Origin of the sequence: Cupriavidus sp. DF5525 (genome assembly GCF_040149425.2) — a bacterium.
Lineage (GTDB): Bacteria > Pseudomonadota > Gammaproteobacteria > Burkholderiales > Burkholderiaceae > Cupriavidus > Cupriavidus pickettii_A.
This window is the reverse complement of sequence record NZ_CP168266.1, coordinates 809,295-827,225: the sequence shown is the minus strand read 5'-3', so window position 1 is coordinate 827,225 and position 17,931 is coordinate 809,295. Positions and strand designations below refer to the sequence as shown.

The following is a 17,931-nucleotide window of genomic DNA, read 5'->3' as shown; positions in this document are numbered from 1 at the left end:
AGTCAAGGAAAAAGATTTCTATCGGTGTGATAGCGGCCGACTAAAGGTACGGCGTCGGTCCGCGCGAACCGGTTAAAGGTGGTCGGGGATGAACTTTCCTTCACCCGCGCGCCCGCAGCCTGCTAGCCTGAAGGGAAGCCTTTCTCGCCCAACCGTTCATGTCCGCAGGCCAGCAACCAGACTCGCCCCCGCCCGGCTCCACCGCGCACCGCTGGCTTGCCGCCGCCGCGGGGGTCGCACTCGCGACCGGTGTTGCGCGGCATCTACTGTTTCGTGCGCTGGAACGCAAAGCATTTGTCACACCGACGGATGAGACATTGCCTGCTATCGCGCCGGCTGCGCCGAAGGCAATCGCGCGGCATACCACGTTCGCCAGCGGCAAGCGCGTGTTGCACGCGTCGTTCATGCCCGCCGCCGATCCCGCGGCGCCCGCACTGATGGTGTGCCACGGCGACAACGAATGCCTGGCTGACTGGCTGCCGGTGCAAACCATGCTGGCCGCAGCGGGCATCACCTCTTACGTGTTCGACTACAGCGGCTACGGACGCAGCAGCGGCCGGCCGAGCGTGCGCCATCTGCGCGAGGATGCGCTCACCGCTTACCAACACTTTGTCGCGGCTACGCCCGCGGCGAAACGGCGCGTCGTGCTGGGGCATTCATTGGGCTCCGGCATCCTGCTCGACGTGGCGTGGCGCTTCGATCCACAGCCCGATGGCTATGTGATTGCCGCCGGCTTCAGTTCGGCGCGACTGGCCGCGGTGCAGACCGGGCGCGTGCCGGGATGGGCCGCATGGCTATTGCCCGATCCGTGGAACAACGCCGCGCGCGCGAGCCGGCTGGCGCGTCCGCTGCTGGTGGTGCACAGCCGCGACGATGCGGTCATTGCCCCGCGCCATGCGGAGCGCCTCGCCAGCGCAGCCAGGCAGTTGCATGCCTTGGTGATGCTGGACGCGATGCCGCATAACGCAGCGATCCTGCCGGACCATATCGGGGTATTCTGGGCGCCGATCCTGTGCTTCGTGCAGGCGCAAGAGCGCGACGAAAAACAAGCGGAAAAGATTGAAGCAGGCGAGGCGATCGGAGCAGGAAAGATAAGTGCGAAAACTACCAAAAACTCAATCGCGAATACACGTTAGCCCCGGCCGGCCGCAGGGGCAGCCAGCAGATCCGGGATACGCTCCGACCTTCGGCGGACAATCTACCGCAGACTTCCACCTGCATCAATCATCCTTGTGGGCGAGGCGCCACGGCCATGCGACTCAAGGGTCTTTTTCCGATTTCTTGTCTATATTGGACCTCGTGGCACAAGCATCGCAATTTCGCCATTGACAGCACTGGAGGTACTGCCATGCGTTGGCTTGCAAACTTGTTCAGTCCGCCGACCCCGGAAAAAATCGCCGAAAGGGAACTGCAAGACATGAGGCTGACGCTGTTCCAGGCCGAACGGCGCTTGCTCGAAGCACAGATGCAAGTCGCCTACTACCGTGACATGGTGGCATTTCTGGAGGACGTCTCCGCCAAGGGCGTGGAAGACGTCGTCGACAAGCGTCGCCGCGCCAACCTGCCCACCACGCCGGAGTTGCCGGCTGCCGCGCAGCCTGCGCGCGCACCGGGCCTCACCACCGTCCCCATCGTTCCATCCGCAGCCTGACGCTGGTCCTGCCTTCGGACGGCCACGCCCATGCTCTGGCTAACGCCGGGGCATGGGCGGGCATAAAGCGAAGCGGGCCCCGACCTGTGCGATACTCGCGCTGCCTGCCGCCCCGGCGGCGTGCACGCACAACTGTCAAACAGGACCCGGCCATATGAGCGAACTGCTGCCCGCGATCGAAACCGAAACCGCGCCCAATCCCGGCTGCGCCGTGATCTGGATGCACGGACTGGGCGCCGACGGCAGCGATTTCGCGCCGGTCGTGCCCGAGCTGCGCCTGCCTGCATCGCCCGGCGTGCGCTTTATCTTCCCGCACGCGCCGGCCATGCCCGTGACCTGCAACGGCGGCTATGTCATGCCGGCCTGGTATGACATTTATTCCCTGGATGAATCCGGCCGCCGCGCCGATGAAGCCGGCATCCGCGCCTCGTGCGAGGCCATCCGCGCGCTGATCGCGCGCGAGAATGCGCGTGGCATTCCGTGCAGCCGCATCGTGCTGGCCGGCTTTTCACAAGGCGGCGCGATTGCGTACACGGCCGGGCTGACGCACCCCGAGCGCCTGGCCGGCATCGTTGCGCTGTCGACCTACATCCCTGCGCCCGATGCGCTCGCGGCCGAGGCCACGGAGGCCAATGCCGCTACGCCTGTCTTTGCCGCCCATGGCACGCAGGACGATGTGGTGCCGCTGCGGCTGGGCAGCGCCGCACGCGATTTCGTGCAGGCGCAGCAGCATCCGGTCACGTGGCAGACCTACCCGATGGGGCATGCCGTCTGCCTGGAAGAAATCGTGGCCATCGGCGCCTGGCTGGCCGAGTGCTTCGCGCAAGCCGGCGTGAGCCAGACCTGAACCCCAACCCACACCCTGACAAGATGGTCGCCGGCCAGCGCGCCGCGCACCGCACTACGCCGTACGCATGACTCTCGCCCCGCTGCCCAGGATCGATTTCAATACCCGCAAGGCGCTGCTGTTCGCGCTGGCCGCCGAACGGCTGTCGGCCTTCTACGAACACCGGCAATGGATGACCGATGCCCAGGGCGCGACCCTGGCCGGCGAATGGCTGTCGCGCTCGAAGCTGCAGCTGCCACTGTCGGAGCGGCGTTTGTTGTCCGAACTGAGCGATCAGTTCGCGCGGCAACTGGCCGATACGCTGTCGCGCGAAGCCGGCCTCTACGCCGCGCATGAAATGATGGAAGCGCTCGATCCCAATTACCAGTCCGCGTTTGCGCATGACATGCTCGACGAATGCGAGCGGCTGCTGCGCGAGCACGGTGTGACGGAATAGCGGAAATCGCGGGAATAGCCAGAATCGCGAGAATCCGCCAGAATCGCGAGAATCGCTGGAAAAGCGGGAACGGCCGCCAGGCCGTGGCGTTTGCAAAGATTGACAATCGCTTTGCACACTGGCGCTTACACTGCGCGCACTGATGACGCCCCTTTTTCCTCACCATGGAACGCAAGCACCGTCTGGCCTGGATTGCGCTGAGCATGATTGCAGCGGCCCTGCTGACGCTGCTGTGCCTGATCCTGAATGACCACACAGAAATGCAGGCCGAGAGAAAGGTCCGGCAGATGGCCACCCGCGTGAATGCGAATACGGCCTCGCAGCCGGCGCATCCACCATAGCGCTTGCCGCAGCCGCAAGCGGTCAGCACCGCGCAGCGCTGACACGGCATCGCCGGGGTGCGCCCCGGGCCCGCAACTTCAAAACGACGACCAGGTAGTTAAGAAGAAAGACGCTACGGGCCGGAGCGCGGGCTTGAGTTTAGTCGCTGCCCCCGGCGGCGATTGCAAAGAATTGATAAGGGTTACGGCCCCACGTGCCGTGGAGGCGGGCCCCCTCTGTCAGCCGCCCTGCCCCGGCCAGTTCACGCCTGCCAGCGCTGCCAGTGCGCAGTAGGACGTGGCCAGGTGGTAAGGCGAGGTCGACGGCATTTCCGCGCGCACCACGTCGCCCGAGGGCGCCAGGCATTCGTGCCAGCCCTGCGCATGCAGGAAGCGGCCGCGAAACTGCTGCGCCCAGGTCTCCAGCGTGGCCAGTGACTGTGGCTCGCCATGCAGCGCCAGCGCGCGCGCGTATTCGGTTTGAGCCCAGATGCGCTGGGTGCCGTCGAGCAGTGCGCCGCCCGCGTCCAGCGCGGCGCTGACGCCCAGCGTATCCGCCGCCACGCCGTGCTGCTGCGCGAATGCAAAGGCCTTGCGCAGCGCGCCGTCCAGCGGCAGGTCGTCGAACAGATGCTGCCGCGCCGCCACCAGCGAGAACCACTCGAACTGATGCCCCGGCTCGATGCGATTGTCCGCGCTGCCCTGCGGCAGTTCCGCGATGCAGCCGCTGGCCGGATCGACAAAGCGTTCATGCACGGCCATCGCGATCTCGCGCAGGCGTTCGGCATACCATTCGTCGCCGGTCGCATCCAGCGCCGCCAGGTAGGCCTCGGTCAGGTGCATCACCGGGTTCTGCAGCACCCCCGCGCCCTTTGGGCGGAAGTGCTCAGTCAGCGCGGCATGGTAGAGGCCCTGGCCATCGGCAAAGCGGTCCTCGACGATGTCGACGGTTTCATCGAGCACCTCGAGCGCATCGGGACTGCCGCGCCGCGCATGATAGTTCGCACAGGCAAAGATCACGAAGGCGTGTGTATAGAGGTCGCGCGTGACATCGAGCGGTGTGCCGCCCGCGTCGACGCTGTAGTTCCAGCTCCCGTCCCCATTGCCGAAGTACGCCTGCAGCGAGCCGAACAGCGTATCGGCATGTGCATGCTGCCCCGCGAGCGAAAACACATAGAGCTGGCGCGCGCAGGCCATGGCGCGGTAGCGCGCCGCCGGCTGCGGCGCGGCGGTGGCGCCGTCGAGCGCCTCATAGGGCAGCAACAGGTCGGCATTCCAGCCGCTGGCGGTCCAGAGCGGCAGGACCGTGGCGTCGTAGTGTGCCGTCAGGGCGGCGACCCGTTCTTTCAGCTGAGGCGAAATGGGCATGTTCGGGGCATGGTCGGTCACGAAAAGCGGCGCCGAGCGGCGCCACGGCGCAGAAGATACTGGAATTGGCGCGGCGGGGAAAGCCGCCGCTGCGGCCTGCGCCGTATCTTGCCACGCTGCGGCGGCAAAACTGTCATGGCATTGGCGCCGCGCAATTGCTAGCATCAATGCGTCCCACCCTGCCAATGGGAGGCACCCATGTCGAACCTGCCCCTGACGCTCACCGACGAGCACCGCACGCTGGTGCTCCATGTCCTGGAAGACCCGCCCGGCCAGTACACCTGGCGCATCATCATGGAAGAGCGCTGCGGCGCTGCCGACGCCGATTGCACCGTCGAGGCCACTTCCAGCTATGCCTCGGAGGCTGAGGCCGAGGCCGCCTGCTGGGCTGCCGGCAACCAGATGCTGGACGGCCCGCGCGCCGCGGGCGAAGCGCGCGCCACCTGAACTGCCGCCCAGGCGGCGCATACCCGGCTTGATGCTGCGCCGCGCTTTGCGCGGCGCGGCACATGTTCTAGTCTGAAATCGCGGCAGTGGCAACGCGGGGTGAGCATTGCCCGCGATTCTCCTTCCGGCCACTCCCGGCTCATTGCCGGGGGCATCCCTGCCACCTGCCTGTCATATTCCTGGCCTTAACTGACCTGGTCGCCCTCACGCGCTTTCGACAATAGCGCGGCGGGCAAGGCCGCAGGAGCATGCAATGGATAAGCCGGTCGTGACTCCGCAGCGCTTTGTCGAACTGATGAACGAGCGCCTGACCAAGCATCCCCTCTTCCAGGAGGGCATGCGCGTCTATGCCATCCCGCAACATACCGACCATCCGCGCAGCCTGGTCTGCGTGGGGCCGCGCGGCACGGAATGCGTATGCGCCACCATTGAAAACATCGTCCGGGGCGAGTGTGACGTGTTCCCGGACATCACCCAGGAGTGGCACCGCCACAGCCCCAGCGGGCGCAGTCCGGGCGAGTTCCGGGCGCGCTGAACCGAGTTGGCTGCGGCCTGTTGCCAAGCGACGCCAATGCCCAGTGGATGGTACGACCAGAACGTGATGTACCGCGGCCACCGCATCCATCTCGCGGCGCTGCGATATGGCGGGCAATGCGACGGTTGGTGGACGCTGCGCGCCGAGGTCTGGCTCCACGGCAACAAGCTCGCGCTGCCCTGCCCGGCGGCGCAGACCCGCTTTGGCTGCGCCGCGGATGCGACGCGCGCCGGCATCGCATGGGGACGCGAGGCCATCGACGCGCGCATCGCCGGACAGCACGAGGCCGAGGAAGCGATGCAGCACTAGCGGCGGCACCGCTTGCAGCCCATCAGACGTCGATCGCCGATTCCGACTTCACCTTGCGGCGCAGTTCGAACTTCTGGATCTTGCCGGTCGAGGTCTTGGGCAAGGGCCCGAAATACACCGCCTTGGGCACCTTGAAGCCCGCCAGCAGCGTGCGGCAATGCGCGATCAGTTCTTCCGCGCTGACGCTGGCGCCGTCCTTCAGCTCGACAAACGCGCACGGCGTCTCGCCCCACTTCGCATCGGGTTGCGCCACCACCGCCGCCGCGAGCACCGCGGGGTGCCGGTAGAGCGCGTCTTCCACCTCCACGCTGGAGATGTTCTCGCCGCCGGAGATGATGATGTCCTTGCTGCGGTCCTTGATCTTGATATAGCCGTCGGGCATGCACACGCCCAGGTCGCCGGTATGAAACCAGCCACCGGCAAAGGCTTCACGCGTGGCCTTTTCGTTCTTCAGGTAGCCCTTCATGCAGATATTGCCGCGGAACATGATCTCGCCGATGGTTTCGCCATCGGCGGGCACTGGCTGCATCGAATCGGGATCGAGCACCGCCACCTGCGACTGCAGGTGGTAACGCACGCCCTGGCGCGCCTTCTTGACCGCGCGGTCTTGCTCGGACAGCGTGCTCCAGTCGTCCTGCTCGGCGCAGACCGCAGCCGGGCCGTAGACTTCAGTCAGGCCGTAGACGTGGGTCAATTCGAACCCCATCGCTTCCATCTGCGCGAGCACCGCGGCCGGCGGCGGCGCGCCGGCAACCATGCCGCGCACCGGGCCGCGCACGCCTTCGCGCCATGCGGCTGGCGCATTGACGAGTGCGGTATGCACGATCGGCGCGGCGCAATAGTGCGTCACGCCTTCATCGCGCATCAGGTCGAACACCAGCCTTGGCTCGAACTTGCGCAGGCATACGTTGATGCCCGCGCGCGCCGCGATGGTCCATGGGAAGCACCAGCCGTTGCAGTGGAACATCGGCAACGTCCACAGGTAGACTGGGTGCTTGGGCAGGTCCCATTCGAGGATATTGGACACGGCGTTGATGGCCGCGCCGCGGTGATGGTAGACCACGCCCTTGGGGTCGCCGGTGGTGCCGGAAGTGTAGTTCAGCGCGATGGCGTCCCACTCGTCAGCCGGCATCTGCCACGTGTACCCGGGATCGCCGGATGCAAGGAAAGACTCGTAGTCGGTCGTGCCGAACGGCTCTGCCTGCGGCCCGAGCGCGTCATGCACGGCAATCACCTTGAGGCCCGGGATCTCCAGCGCCATCTGCCGCGCCAGGTCGGCGAACTCGGTATCGGCCAGCAGCACGCGCGCCTCGCCATGGCGCAGCATGAACACCAGGTTGGCGGCATCGAGCCGGATATTGAGCGCGTTGAGCACCGCGCCCGCCATCGGCACGCCGAAGTGCGCCTCCACCATTGCCGGCGTATTGGGCAGCAGCGCGGCCACGGTATCGCCCTTGCCGACCCCGGCACGCGCCAGCGCGCTGGCCAGGCGGCGTGCGCGCGCATACGTGTCGCGCCAGTTCTGGCGCAGCGGTCCATGCACGATGGCCAGGCGCTCGCCATATACCTCGGCGGCGCGGACGAGGAAGTCGATGGGCGTGAGCGGCACGAAGTTGGCCGCATTGCGGGCCAGGCCGCTGTCGAAATCGGTGGGCATGACGGGTGTCTCCGTTGGTCTGGCGGCGCTGGCGGCGGCGTGCCGTGCCAGTCGTCGCTCGGGTGTCATTGCGCTGCGGTGCTGCAGCGCTGGCCGGGGCGTTGTGATGTGGCGTGGCGCCTTGCGGCGCTGTCACTTTTTCTGGCACAAGGCTATCATCGCACACGCCGGCGCACTGTCGCCCGGACGACAAACCTCCCGCAAACCCGCGCCAGTCAAGGCTTACACGATTCTTACAAGGATGCCGTCCGTACCGCTCGCGTCCATGCCGCCGAAGTCTTCCCTGCCATGAGCGCACCCGCAGACCCGCCTCTCGCGCCGGCATCGATCCTGGCCAGCCACGCGTGGTTCGGCGCCCTGTCGCCGGAACACCAGGCGCTGGCCGCGCGCGAAACCCTGCTGCAGTCCTTTGCGGCCGGCGCCTTCATCGCGCGGCGCGGCGAGCCCTCGCGCCACTGGATCGGCGTGGACAGCGGCCTGATCAAGCTGGCGGTCTATACGCCTGACGGGCGCGGCTGCACCTTTTCCGGCGTGCCGGCCGGCGGCTGGTGCGGCGAAGGCAGCGTGATCAAGCGCGAGCACCGTCGCTACGACGTGATCGCGATCCGCGATTCACAGGTGCTGCTGGTGCCGGAGCCGGTGTTCAATACACTGCTGGCGCAGAGCCTGCCGTTCGCGAGCTTTGTCGTGCGCCAGCTTAACGAGCGCATGGGCCAGTTCATCGCCACCGTGCAGAACGACCGGCTGCTGGGCGCCGATGCGCGCGTGGCGCAGGCCATCGCGCAGCTGTTCCACCCCGACCTTTATCCGCGCACCAGCCCCGTGCTGGAGTTGTCTCAGGAAGAGATCGGCCTGCTTACCGGCCTGTCGCGGCAACGGGTCAACCAGGCGCTGCGGCGGCTGGCCGATGCCGGCATGGTCCACCTGTCCTACCAGAGCATCCGCGTGACCGACCTGCCGCGGCTGCGTCACTTTGGGCTTTCCGAGTTGTAGTGGGCGGGTAGCGCTGTCTCATTACCGGCGACTGTCAATCGGACGACATCGACGGCCTTGCGCGACCCGTAGAATCCTGCGACAGTTACCGGCCGCGCCCCCCGGCGCGTCCGCCAAGCTTCCGGGTTGTGTTCCGCATGCCGCTTGTCAGCCGTCACCACGTCCGTTTTGCCCGCCTGCGCTTTCCCTTCGCCGTGCACGTCCAGGCGCTGCAAGGCACGGCCAGCCTGCGCGACGCCAACGCGCGGCGCGAGGTGCGGCCCGGCGACCCGTTCGTGGTCCACGCCTTCGCCCACTTCGACTGCGACCTGCCCGGCACCTGGCAGCAGCCCTGCGTCATCGTGCTGACCGCCGTGCCCGACAGCGACTGCCCACGCCTGATTGGCAAGCCCGGCGACAAGCCATGGTCACGTGGTCTGGCCGAGCTGGTCTTCGCCCGCCCCGATACCGACTGGAACGCCGAGCGCCTGGCCGCGCACTGGCAGGTACCGGCGCGCCTGGTGCGCGCACGGCTGTTTGCCGAGGGCGAAGCGCTGCACCCGCTGCTGCGCGAGCAACGCGCCGCGCATGCGCTGCACGCGCTCGCCGCCGGTGCCGGCGCGGTGCCATCGCTCGACCTGCTGGCCCGGCATGCCGGCCTGCGCTCCGGCACGGCGCTGGCGCGCGCGTGGCAGGACTGGTTCGGCATCGATGCGGCGCGGCTGGTGGAGGACTGCAGCGCGGGCAGCCGGACGCCTCCGCCTGCCGGTCCTTGGCCGGGGGTGTTGCGGGCAGCCGCTTAGCGCGCCAACACGTCATTGACGTGGGATCGCTCCAGGACATGCCGCGCAATTGCCCATAGTTCTGCCACGCGGACTTTTTCTCGGCCCCCTCACCGAGCAGCAGACAAAAAAATACCCACAGCCGGGTGGTAGTGGGTAACGAAAAGTGGTGCGGACACGTCGCGGAACTGTCCACGGCACGAATCTTCGCACCGCATCGCCGCGCGGCAAATAGTCTTTCCGGACTAGTCGCACTCACGCACCTGCTGCATGGACAAGGGCGCCGGATTCTTGTCCAATGTCTTTTCCTGCACTCCTGCCGGGACCGAGCGCCTCCCAGCACCGGCCCCCCCTGGTGACCGGCCCCCAAGCCATGCCCCGAGCCCGACTGCTGCTGATCGACGACCACACCCTGTTCCGTACCGGCCTGCGCCTGGTGCTGGCCGACAGCCCCAGCGTCGAACACATCATCGAGGCCGGCTCCGTGATGCAGGCCGTGCAGGACCATGGCGGCGCCGCGGTCGACATTTTGCTGCTGGAGATCCAGATGCCTGGCCTGAACGGCATCGAGGGCGTCAAGGTGCTGCGCCGGCATTTCGCCGCGGCACGCATCCTGATCGTGTCGGGCACGTCGGGCCTGGAGATGATCCCGGCCGAGGTGCGGCGCGAGATTGCCGGGTTCCTGCCCAAGTCGGCCGATGCGCGCGAAATCGAGGAAGCGATCGCCTGTTGCCTGTCGGGCGGCACCCATTTCTCCGGCGATGCCGATGCCGGCGCCAATCCTGCGCCCGCTCCCTACGCCACCAGCACGCTGACGCCGCGCCAGCTCGAAGTGCTGCACCAGCTCACGCTCGGCCGCTCGAACAAGGTCATCGCCTACCACATGGGCCTGTCCGAAAACACCGTGCGCGTCCACGTCGCCGCGATCCTGGACCACCTTGGCGTAGTCAGCCGAGTGGAAGCCATCCTCGAGGCCCAGCGCCGCGGCCTGGTGCAGGCAGCGCGATGATCGCGCACACCGGCGCAGACAAGGGCGCGACGCAACCGGGCCGGCTGCGGCTGCTGCCCCGCTTCGATGAGCCGCGCCTGCTGGCCGCGCAGATGGCGCTGATCGACCAGAGCTTTGGCATCGCCATGCTGGGTTGCTCGCTGGCCGCCTTTATCCTGGCCGCGGGTCTGACGCTGAGCGGCGACCGCCCGGGCGCCCTGCCCTGGGCCTGTGCGATGGGCCTGGCTTGCGCGGTGGCGTACTTCGGACGGCTGAGGTTGCCCGGGCGCTTGACCGAAGCCGGCGCGGCGCGCTATGCGCGCGGCATGACGGCGATGCTGGCGCTGATCGGCGCGCTGTGGGGACTGGTGGCATGGCTGTACCTGGACGTGCGCCTGCCCGCGGTGGTGATCTGCGTGCTGTCGCTGATCGCCGGCATGAGCGCCGCCGCGCTGGCGGTGTTTTCGGCATGCCTGCCGGTGGCAATCGGCTTCTTCATCCCGTCGATCGTGCCGGTGTGGATGGTGTTCCTGGCCACCGGCGATATCGAATACCTGCCGATGTTCCTGGGCACGCCGCTGTACCTGTTCGTGCTGATGGTGTTCGCGCGCAACTACTCGCGCGTGGCGCGGCATTCGATCGCGCTGCGCTTCGAGAACGTGGAACTGATCTCGCAGTTGCGCGAGCAGACAGTGCGCGCCGAGGCGGCGCAGCATGCGGCCGAGGAAGCCAGCCGGGCCAAGTCGGTGTTCCTGGCATCGGCCAGCCACGACTTGCGCCAGCCGCTGCATGCGATGGGGCTGTTCCTGGTGTCGCTAGGGCGCACCGGGCTGGACGAGCGCCAGCGCCAGCTGGTGGCGCATATCGAAGCATCATCCGGCGCCGCGCGTGAGATGCTGAACTCGCTGCTGGACTTCTCCAAGCTGGAAGCCGGCGTGATCACGCCCAGGCCGCGCCCGTTCCGGCTGCAGCCGCTGCTGTACAAGCTGGAGAACGAGTTCGCGCCGCAGGCCGATGCGCGCGGGCTGGTGTACCGCACGCGCGATACCACCGCCACGCTGTACGGCGACCCCACGCTGGTCGAGCTGGTGCTGCGCAACCTGATCGCCAATGCCATCCGCTATACGCAGCAAGGCGGCGTGGTGGTGGCCTGCCGCAAGCGCCGGCTGCATGCCGTGATCGAAGTGTGGGACACGGGCATCGGCATTCCCGTGGCCCAGCACCGCGACATCTTTCGGGAATTCCACCAGCTCGGCAATCCCGAGCGCGACCAGCGCAAAGGGTTGGGACTGGGCCTTGCGATCGTCGACGGCCTGGCGCGCACCATGCGCACGCGCGTGACGCTCGGCTCGCGGCCGGGGCGCGGCTCGGTATTCCGCTTCAACATGCCGCAGGCATGGGGCACGCCGGAGGAGGCGCCGCGCCCGCTGGCGCCACGCGGGCTGAACGGTCTGCGCGTGCTGGTGATTGACGATGACGTCGCCATCCGCACCGCCATGTCGGAGCTGCTCGCGGCATGGCAATGCGACTGCCGCACGGCCGAATCCGAAGACGATGCGCTCAGGGCGCTGGAGACCTTCACGCCCGGACTGATCCTTGCCGACTATCGCCTGCGCGGCCACCGCACCGGACAAGAAGCGCTGGACGCGATCCGCCAGCGGCTGGGCCGGCACGTGCCGGCGATCATCATCACGGGCGATACGGCGGCAGACCGTTTGCGCACCGCGCATGCGGGCGGCACCGCGCTGCTGCACAAGCCGGTGGAACCGCAGGAACTACAGGAAGCCATCGACGCGCTGCTGCATGCAACGACCGCGCAGGGCGAAGACAACCACGGCCGTCAGGCGCCGGCCGAGGCAGAGTGAACTGCGCCCCCCTTTCAGGCGGAGGCCAGCGGCGTCAGCCGCCCGAGTGCAGCGGGGACAACGAATAGGCGAGCACCAGGCCTGCGACGATCGCCGGGGAACCCAGCTTGATCGCCGTGCTGCGGGACAGCACGCCCAGGTACACATACAAACACACCAGCACCATCGCAGTCACATACAGCAGGCTGTCATAGACTTGCATGGATGTCTCCCTTGCCATTTTGTTCTTATTGCTTTACTTCAGTGGTCTGCCGACCGGGCGGGAAAAGCGTGGGAAATGCGTGGGGGGCCGCCCGGCGGCGCTGCTATGGCTGTCTGTTGAAAGCATAGTCAACACTTGCAGGTGGCGTGGCAATCATGGAAATCCCTTTGCGGCAGCGCACCACACCATGGTGCATTGCCGCAAACGAAAGCGCTTAAGGGAAGGATTCTGCGCGCGATGGCGCACACAACCGCTGCTGACAGCGGGGAGACGTGATGCTGCTTGTGCCCGACCCCGTTGGGGCCAGGCGTTATGCGGTGGCGAAGCGTCAGTCCTCAGGCAACATCTGCGGATTCCAGGCGATCTCCCACAGGTGCCCGTCGGGATCCTGGAAATACCCGGCATAGCCGCCCCAGAACGTATCCTGTGCCGGCTTGACCACGCTGGCACCCGCGGCCAGCGCCTGGGCCATCACCGCATCCACTTCCGCCTTGCCCGCAACGTTGTGCGCCAGCGAGAAATCCGTAGTCGCGCGCCGCGACACCGCCAGGCCCGTGTCATGCGCGAGGCTCGCACGCGGCCACACCGCAAGCTTCAACCCGGCCTGCAGGTCGAAGAACGCGACCGCCCCATGTTCGTATTGCTCGCCGACAATGCCCGCCGTGGGCAGCCCCATGCCGTCGCGATAGAAGCGCACTGCGCGCTCCAGGTCGTCGACGCCCAGCGTGATCAGCGTGATGCGCGGTTTCATGGTGCTTGTCTCCTGTGGTGACCGGCAGCTAGCGCTGCCCGAAGGCCGCGCCCGCGAACAAGTCCTTAAGCTCGCGCGGCTGCGACCGCCAGTATTGCTTCGGCGCCTGCACGCTGGCGCCCAGCCGCGCCGCGGCATGCCAGGGCCAGCGCGGGTCGTACAGCATCGCACGCGCCAGCGACACGGCGTCGGCCTCGTGGTTGGCGATGATCGCCTCGGCCTGCTCCGGCTCGGTGATCAGGCCCACCGCGATGGTCGGCAGGCCGACCTCGGCCTTCACGCGCTGTGCATATGGCACCTGGTAGCCCGGCCCGAGCTTGATCGCCTGCTGCGGCGACACGCCCCCGGTGGTCACGTGGATCGCCACGCAACCGCGCGCCTTCAGCGCCTTCGACAACGCCACCGTGCCTTCGATATCCCATCCGCCCGGCACCCAGTCGGTCGCCGAGATGCGCATCCATACCGGGCGATCGGACGGGAAGGCTTCGCGCACCGCGTCGAACACCTCGATCGGGAAGCGCATGCGGTTCTCCAGGCTGCCGCCGTATTCGTCATCGCGATGGTTGGCCAGCGGCGACAGGAACTGGTGCAGCAGGTAGCCGTGCGCGGCATGGATCTCGATACCATCCAGCCCAAGCCGCGCCGCGCGCCGGGCTGCAGCAACGAAGTCGTCGCGCACCTTGTCCATGCCGGCGCGGTCCAGCGCAACGGGCGGTACCTCCTCCTGACCATGCGGCACCGCCGACGGCGCCACGGCATGCCAGCCACGCGGCGCATCGGGCGCGATCTGCTGGCCACCATCCCACGGCGCATGGCTCGACGCCTTGCGGCCCGCATGGGCCAGCTGGATCGCCACGGCAATCCGCGAATGCGCGCGGATCGCCTTCAGCACGCGCGCCAGCGCCGCTTCGTTGTCGTCCGAGTAAAGCCCCAGGTCCTGCGGCGTGATCCGCCCTTCCGGCGACACCGCGGTGGCTTCCACGATCAGCATGCCGGCGCCGGACAGCGCCAGCGAACCGAGATGGATCATATGCCAGTCGCCGGCGTTGCCGTCTTCAGCGGAGTACTGGCACATCGGCGCAATGGTGATGCGGTTGGCCAGCGTGAGGCTGCCGATAGCGAGCGGTTCGAACAATTGGCTCATGCGGTGGTGCTCCTTGCAGGGTCGGGCTGGCCCCTCAGGGGCCGGAAAACACGATTCTAGGCCGATGCCGGTTTTACTGCCGGCGCCGCTCAGCGTGTCGCACGGCGCGCGCCGGCGAGGCTCACGGCCAGTGCAAGCGCCAGCGCCACCGCGCCGCAGCCGAAGATCAGCGCGTAGTTCTCATGCGAATGCGCAAACATCCACGCATAGCCATAGCCCGCGAGCGCCTGGAACAGCGCGAAGGCACTGGTGGCATGGCTCCATGCCGCTCGTTGCGCGACCGGATCGTGCGGCAGCGTCTCCTGGATCGCGCCCAGGCCCAGCGGCGCAATGCCGGGCGTGAAGGCACCGAGCACCACCGCAGCCACACCCACCGCCAGCGGTTGGCCGCACAGCGCCAGCAACGTCGTCGCCAATCCCTGCAACAGCAGCGCAACCCGATACGCAGCACCAAAGCCGAGCCGGTCCCCGGCAAAGCCACACACCAATGGCCCCGCAATCGCACCGATGCCATACAGCACCCAGTACGACGCGCCAACACTGCTGCCGCGCCCCAGCCCGCGCGCGACAAGATCCACCAGCAGCATCATGGCCGGCACCAGCCCGAAAGCGTTGATCGCGTACTGCGCATACAACAGGCGCAGCTTGCGGCGCGCCTCCGGTGCCAGCGCCGCGGAAACCGATGCAGCCGCGCCCGCGCTCGCGGATGCCTGCGGCAACGCCCCTGGCCAGCCGAACCAGCTGAATGCCGTCAGCGCCAGCGACAACGCGCCCAGCCCCAGCCATGTTTCGCGCAGGCCAAACTGCAGCAGGCGCGGCACCAGCGTGCCAGATGCAGCAATGCCCAGCCCAAGCCCGAGGAAAATCGTGCCCATCACGAAGCCGCGGCGCGGCGCAGGGATATGCGGCAGGATCGAGGTCGCCACCAGCACCATGATCGCCCCACCGGCAAGGCCCGAGACAAAGCGCCAGGCGAAGAACCACCCTGCCGACAGCGGCCAGGCGCAGGCAAGGAACGCCACCGTGGCCGCCAGCATCAGCATGCGCAACACCGTCCGGTTCGACCAGACCGAGACCAGTGGCCGCCCCAGCAAAGCACCCGCCAGGTAGCCGGCAAAGTTGGCCGCGCCCAGTGCCACCGTCTGCGAGGCCGGGAACCAGTGCGCCTGGATCAACGGCGGGATCAGCGCGGTGTAGGCGAAGCGCGCCAGGCCGATTGCCACCAGGCTGGCACACAGGCCGGACAGCGCGGCGTAGATGTCGCGCAGTTCGAGTGGCGCCGGTGGGTTGGCGGCCGGCTGGCTCACGCTGAGGTTGCTGGACATGGTGCTCTCCGGTGACCCGTTGCCTTGCGACAGGCAAGACGGGGGCATCGGCGCCAGGGCATGGCGCCGGAAAAAGGATGCAGTTCGCCCGCACGCGGCGCGGGCCGCGCGCATGGCTGCTGCGAATCGGGAAACTCAGGAAAGGCTGAGGGGAATCAGCCGGTGCCAGCGCTCAGCGGCGGCAACCCCAGCAAAGCCAGCGTCGGTCGCACCGCGCCCGCCAGCAGTTCGCGCTGTGGGGCAGCACGTGCCAGCACGCGCACGCCGAGCAGTACGGCCAGCAATTGCGCGGAAACGTCTTCCGCCGACAGGCGGGAATCGACTTCACCAGCCTGTTGCGCGGCGGCAAACTGGCGGCGGAAGTAGTCGCGGATTTCCGTGAAGGCATCCGCCACCTTCTGCTGCAGGTCAGGGTCGTCCGGCGTGACTTCGAGTGCCGTGTTCACCAGCAGGCAGCCGCGGTGCAGCGGGTCGGCCAGCGAACGTTCGATACTCTCGGCAAAGTAGGCAGTGATCGCGGCGGCGGGCGGCAGCGAGGCTTGCAGCCGCGCGATGCGCTCACGCACCGTGCCGTCGAGATAACCATCCAGTGCCAGCAGGAACAGCGAGCGTTTGTCGCCGAAGGCGTTGTACAGGCTGGGCTGCGTCATGCCCATTGCGCTGGTCAGGTCGCGGGTGGAAGTGGCTTCGTAGCCGCGCGCCCAGAAGGCGTCCAGGGCGGCGGTCAGGGCGGCCTGTTCGTTGAATTTGCGGGGGCGGGCCATGGCTGGGTTTTGTATCGATCGGTATGGAATGGGATTATAGATCGATCGATACAAAACGCAAGGACCGTCATTCGGACCTAGTCCCTCGGATCCGCCATCGCCAACCGCAACCAGCTAGCCACCGCTCCCACCCCAGCAAACCCCGCCCCCAGCGCCAGCGCCATCCCCGGCCCATGCGCCCCGCCAATGCCAAAACAAAGCGCCACCAACGCCGCCCCCGTCGCCTGCCCCAACAACCGCGCCGTAGCAATCACCCCACTGGCACCACCACTGCGCTCCCGCGGCGCGCTGGACATCAGCGCCTTGAGATTGGGCGACTGGAAGAAACCAAAGCCGGCCCCGCAAATGCACATGCGGATGCCGATATCCAGCGCACTGGGATTGGCCGGCAGCAAGGCCAGCGACACCATCCCGGCACTCATCACCGCCAGCCCGACACCCCCAAGCAACCCAGGCGGATAGCGATCCGACAGCCTCCCGGCGATAGGCGCGATCAGCGCCACCACCACCGACCATGGCGTCAGCAGGAAGCCGGTCTCAACCTGCCCGCGCCCGAGCACATGCTGGAAATAAAACGGCAGCGACACAAAGGCCAGCCCCTGCGCGGCAAACGAGCACACCGCGGTCAGCGTGGACAGCGCAAACATCGGCCGCTTGAACAGGTCCACCGGCAGCATCGGCGCAGGGTGCCCACGCTCACGCCACAACAGCAGCCCGAACGCGACCACAAAAATGCCCGCCGCCGCCAGCGACTCGTGCAGCGGCGCTCGCTGCGCACCCTCGCCCAACGCAAAGATCAGCGCCGCAAAGGCAATCACGTTAAGCACCGCGGTCACGCGATCGAAGCCATGCGTGCTGCGCGGTGTCTGCGGCAGCGAGCCGCGCGCCATCGCCAGCGCCAGCAGGCCGATCGGCAGGTTGACGGCGAACAGCCACGGCCACGTGCCGAACGACAGGATCACCGACGCCACGGTCGGGCCCACCGCGAACGAGACGCCTACCACCAGCGCATTCAACCCAAGCCCGCGCCCGAGCCGGTGCATCGGGAAGATCGCGCTGATCAATGCCGTGTTGACGCTCATGATCGCCGCGGCGCCGATGCCCTGCAGCACCCGCGCCGCCGCCAGCGTCGGCAACGACCACGCCAGCGCGCATATGACCGAGGCGGCGATAAACAGCATCACCCCGCCGAGGTAGATGCGCCGATGACCGACGACGCCTCCCAGTGCCGCGAACGGCAGCAGCGTCGACACCATCGCCAGCTGGTAAGCATTGATCACCCACACGGACGCCGCCGGCGTGGCCTGCAGGTCGGCCGCGATCGATGGCAACGCCGTATTGGCGATGGCGGTATCGAGGGTGGCGAGCGCGACGGCGATGAGCATGGCGGCCATGCCGCGGCGCTCGCGCGAGGTCATGGCGGTGTCCGCGCCGGCGACGGACGCGGACTGGAGGGGCGCTGTATTGGGCACTGTCTTTACCGGTTGCCGCCACGGCCGGTTGCAGACTTCAGGGACCGTGGCGATTCACAGTCCAAGACAATACGGGAAATTGCTTCAACGTGCTGA

At 67.4% G+C, this 17,931-nt stretch carries 20 protein-coding genes; 12 read left to right on the top strand and 8 right to left on the bottom strand.

The window, feature by feature from the left end; all coding sequences use genetic code 11:
• Positions 1 to 158 precede the first annotated feature (158 nt).
• The 5 genes from ABNX08_RS25010 (at position 159) to ABNX08_RS24990 (ending at position 3,275) form a co-directional block, all read left to right on the top strand.
• Positions 159 to 1,136: an alpha/beta hydrolase gene (locus ABNX08_RS25010; protein ID WP_022538385.1), complete on the top strand. Its 978-nt coding sequence runs from the start codon at positions 159 to 161 to the stop codon at positions 1,134 to 1,136.
• 212 nt (positions 1,137 to 1,348) lie between these two features.
• Entirely contained in the window at positions 1,349 to 1,651 is a 303-nt protein-coding gene (locus ABNX08_RS25005) for a hypothetical protein (protein ID WP_022538384.1), read from the top strand.
• A 154-nt stretch (positions 1,652 to 1,805) separates the two neighbouring features.
• Positions 1,806 to 2,498 (top strand): alpha/beta hydrolase, encoded by a 693-nt coding sequence (locus ABNX08_RS25000; protein WP_022538383.1) that lies wholly within the window; start codon positions 1,806 to 1,808, stop codon positions 2,496 to 2,498.
• A gap of 67 nt (positions 2,499 to 2,565) precedes the next feature.
• A complete protein-coding gene (locus ABNX08_RS24995) occupies positions 2,566 to 2,934 on the top strand; it encodes a hypothetical protein (RefSeq protein ID WP_022538382.1) in 369 nt (122 codons plus the stop codon).
• 164 nt (positions 2,935 to 3,098) lie between these two features.
• Positions 3,099 to 3,275 (top strand): hypothetical protein, encoded by a 177-nt coding sequence (locus ABNX08_RS24990; RefSeq protein WP_022538381.1) that lies wholly within the window; start codon positions 3,099 to 3,101, stop codon positions 3,273 to 3,275.
• Between the two features lie 219 nt (positions 3,276 to 3,494).
• Here the strand turns inward: ABNX08_RS24990 and ABNX08_RS24985 are convergent, their stop codons facing one another.
• Positions 3,495 to 4,622, bottom strand: coding sequence for an AGE family epimerase/isomerase (locus ABNX08_RS24985; RefSeq protein WP_041682037.1), 1,128 nt, complete (start codon positions 4,620 to 4,622; stop codon positions 3,495 to 3,497).
• Between the two features lie 198 nt (positions 4,623 to 4,820).
• On the opposite strand from ABNX08_RS24985, the gene ABNX08_RS24980 reads away from it, so the two are divergent.
• From ABNX08_RS24980 to ABNX08_RS24970, 3 genes are all read left to right on the top strand, one after another.
• Positions 4,821 to 5,069 (top strand): hypothetical protein, encoded by a 249-nt coding sequence (locus ABNX08_RS24980; protein WP_041681755.1) that lies wholly within the window; start codon positions 4,821 to 4,823, stop codon positions 5,067 to 5,069.
• A 253-nt stretch (positions 5,070 to 5,322) separates the two neighbouring features.
• Positions 5,323 to 5,604 (top strand): hypothetical protein, encoded by a 282-nt coding sequence (locus ABNX08_RS24975; protein ID WP_022538379.1) that lies wholly within the window; start codon positions 5,323 to 5,325, stop codon positions 5,602 to 5,604.
• 36 nt (positions 5,605 to 5,640) lie between these two features.
• Positions 5,641 to 5,913 (top strand): hypothetical protein, encoded by a 273-nt coding sequence (locus ABNX08_RS24970; RefSeq protein ID WP_022538378.1) that lies wholly within the window; start codon positions 5,641 to 5,643, stop codon positions 5,911 to 5,913.
• Between the two features lie 22 nt (positions 5,914 to 5,935).
• Here ABNX08_RS24970 and ABNX08_RS24965 read toward each other — a convergent pair whose 3' ends face one another.
• Positions 5,936 to 7,570, bottom strand: a complete 1,635-nt coding sequence (locus ABNX08_RS24965; protein ID WP_022538377.1) for an acyl-CoA synthetase — start codon at positions 7,568 to 7,570, stop codon at positions 5,936 to 5,938.
• A gap of 288 nt (positions 7,571 to 7,858) precedes the next feature.
• On the opposite strand from ABNX08_RS24965, the gene ABNX08_RS24960 reads away from it, so the two are divergent.
• From ABNX08_RS24960 to ABNX08_RS24945, 4 genes are all read left to right on the top strand, one after another.
• The gene (locus tag ABNX08_RS24960; protein ID WP_022538376.1) at positions 7,859 to 8,563 is read left to right on the top strand and encodes a Crp/Fnr family transcriptional regulator; all 705 of its coding nucleotides are present in this window, start codon (positions 7,859 to 7,861) and stop codon (positions 8,561 to 8,563) included.
• Between the two features lie 137 nt (positions 8,564 to 8,700).
• Positions 8,701 to 9,345 (top strand): hypothetical protein, encoded by a 645-nt coding sequence (locus ABNX08_RS24955; protein WP_041681754.1) that lies wholly within the window; start codon positions 8,701 to 8,703, stop codon positions 9,343 to 9,345.
• Positions 9,346 to 9,697: 352 nt separating this feature from the next.
• Entirely contained in the window at positions 9,698 to 10,333 is a 636-nt protein-coding gene (locus tag ABNX08_RS24950; protein ID WP_349605109.1) for a response regulator transcription factor, read from the top strand.
• The gene (locus ABNX08_RS24945) at positions 10,330 to 12,177 is read left to right on the top strand and encodes a hybrid sensor histidine kinase/response regulator (protein WP_349605107.1); all 1,848 of its coding nucleotides are present in this window, start codon (positions 10,330 to 10,332) and stop codon (positions 12,175 to 12,177) included. Before ABNX08_RS24950 ends, ABNX08_RS24945 begins: the two co-directional genes overlap by 4 nt.
• A gap of 34 nt (positions 12,178 to 12,211) precedes the next feature.
• On the opposite strand, the gene ABNX08_RS24940 is transcribed toward ABNX08_RS24945, so the two are convergent.
• From ABNX08_RS24940 to ABNX08_RS24915, 6 genes are all read right to left on the bottom strand, one after another.
• Positions 12,212 to 12,379 (bottom strand): hypothetical protein, encoded by a 168-nt coding sequence (locus ABNX08_RS24940; RefSeq protein ID WP_022538372.1) that lies wholly within the window; start codon positions 12,377 to 12,379, stop codon positions 12,212 to 12,214.
• Positions 12,380 to 12,707: 328 nt separating this feature from the next.
• On the bottom strand, positions 12,708 to 13,130 hold the full coding sequence (locus ABNX08_RS24935; protein WP_022538371.1) for a VOC family protein: 423 nt from the start codon (positions 13,128 to 13,130) through the stop codon (positions 12,708 to 12,710).
• 28 nt (positions 13,131 to 13,158) lie between these two features.
• The gene (locus tag ABNX08_RS24930; protein WP_022538370.1) at positions 13,159 to 14,274 is read right to left on the bottom strand and encodes an NADH:flavin oxidoreductase/NADH oxidase; all 1,116 of its coding nucleotides are present in this window, start codon (positions 14,272 to 14,274) and stop codon (positions 13,159 to 13,161) included.
• Positions 14,275 to 14,363: 89 nt separating this feature from the next.
• Positions 14,364 to 15,599 carry a YbfB/YjiJ family MFS transporter gene (locus ABNX08_RS24925; RefSeq protein WP_022538369.1) on the bottom strand — a complete coding sequence of 412 codons (1,236 nt, stop codon included), beginning with the start codon at positions 15,597 to 15,599 and terminating at the stop codon, positions 14,364 to 14,366.
• Between the two features lie 155 nt (positions 15,600 to 15,754).
• Positions 15,755 to 16,363 (bottom strand): TetR/AcrR family transcriptional regulator, encoded by a 609-nt coding sequence (locus ABNX08_RS24920; protein ID WP_022538368.1) that lies wholly within the window; start codon positions 16,361 to 16,363, stop codon positions 15,755 to 15,757.
• A gap of 77 nt (positions 16,364 to 16,440) precedes the next feature.
• A complete protein-coding gene (locus ABNX08_RS24915; RefSeq protein ID WP_041681752.1) occupies positions 16,441 to 17,781 on the bottom strand; it encodes an MFS transporter in 1,341 nt (446 codons plus the stop codon).
• Positions 17,782 to 17,931: the final 150 nt, after the last annotated feature.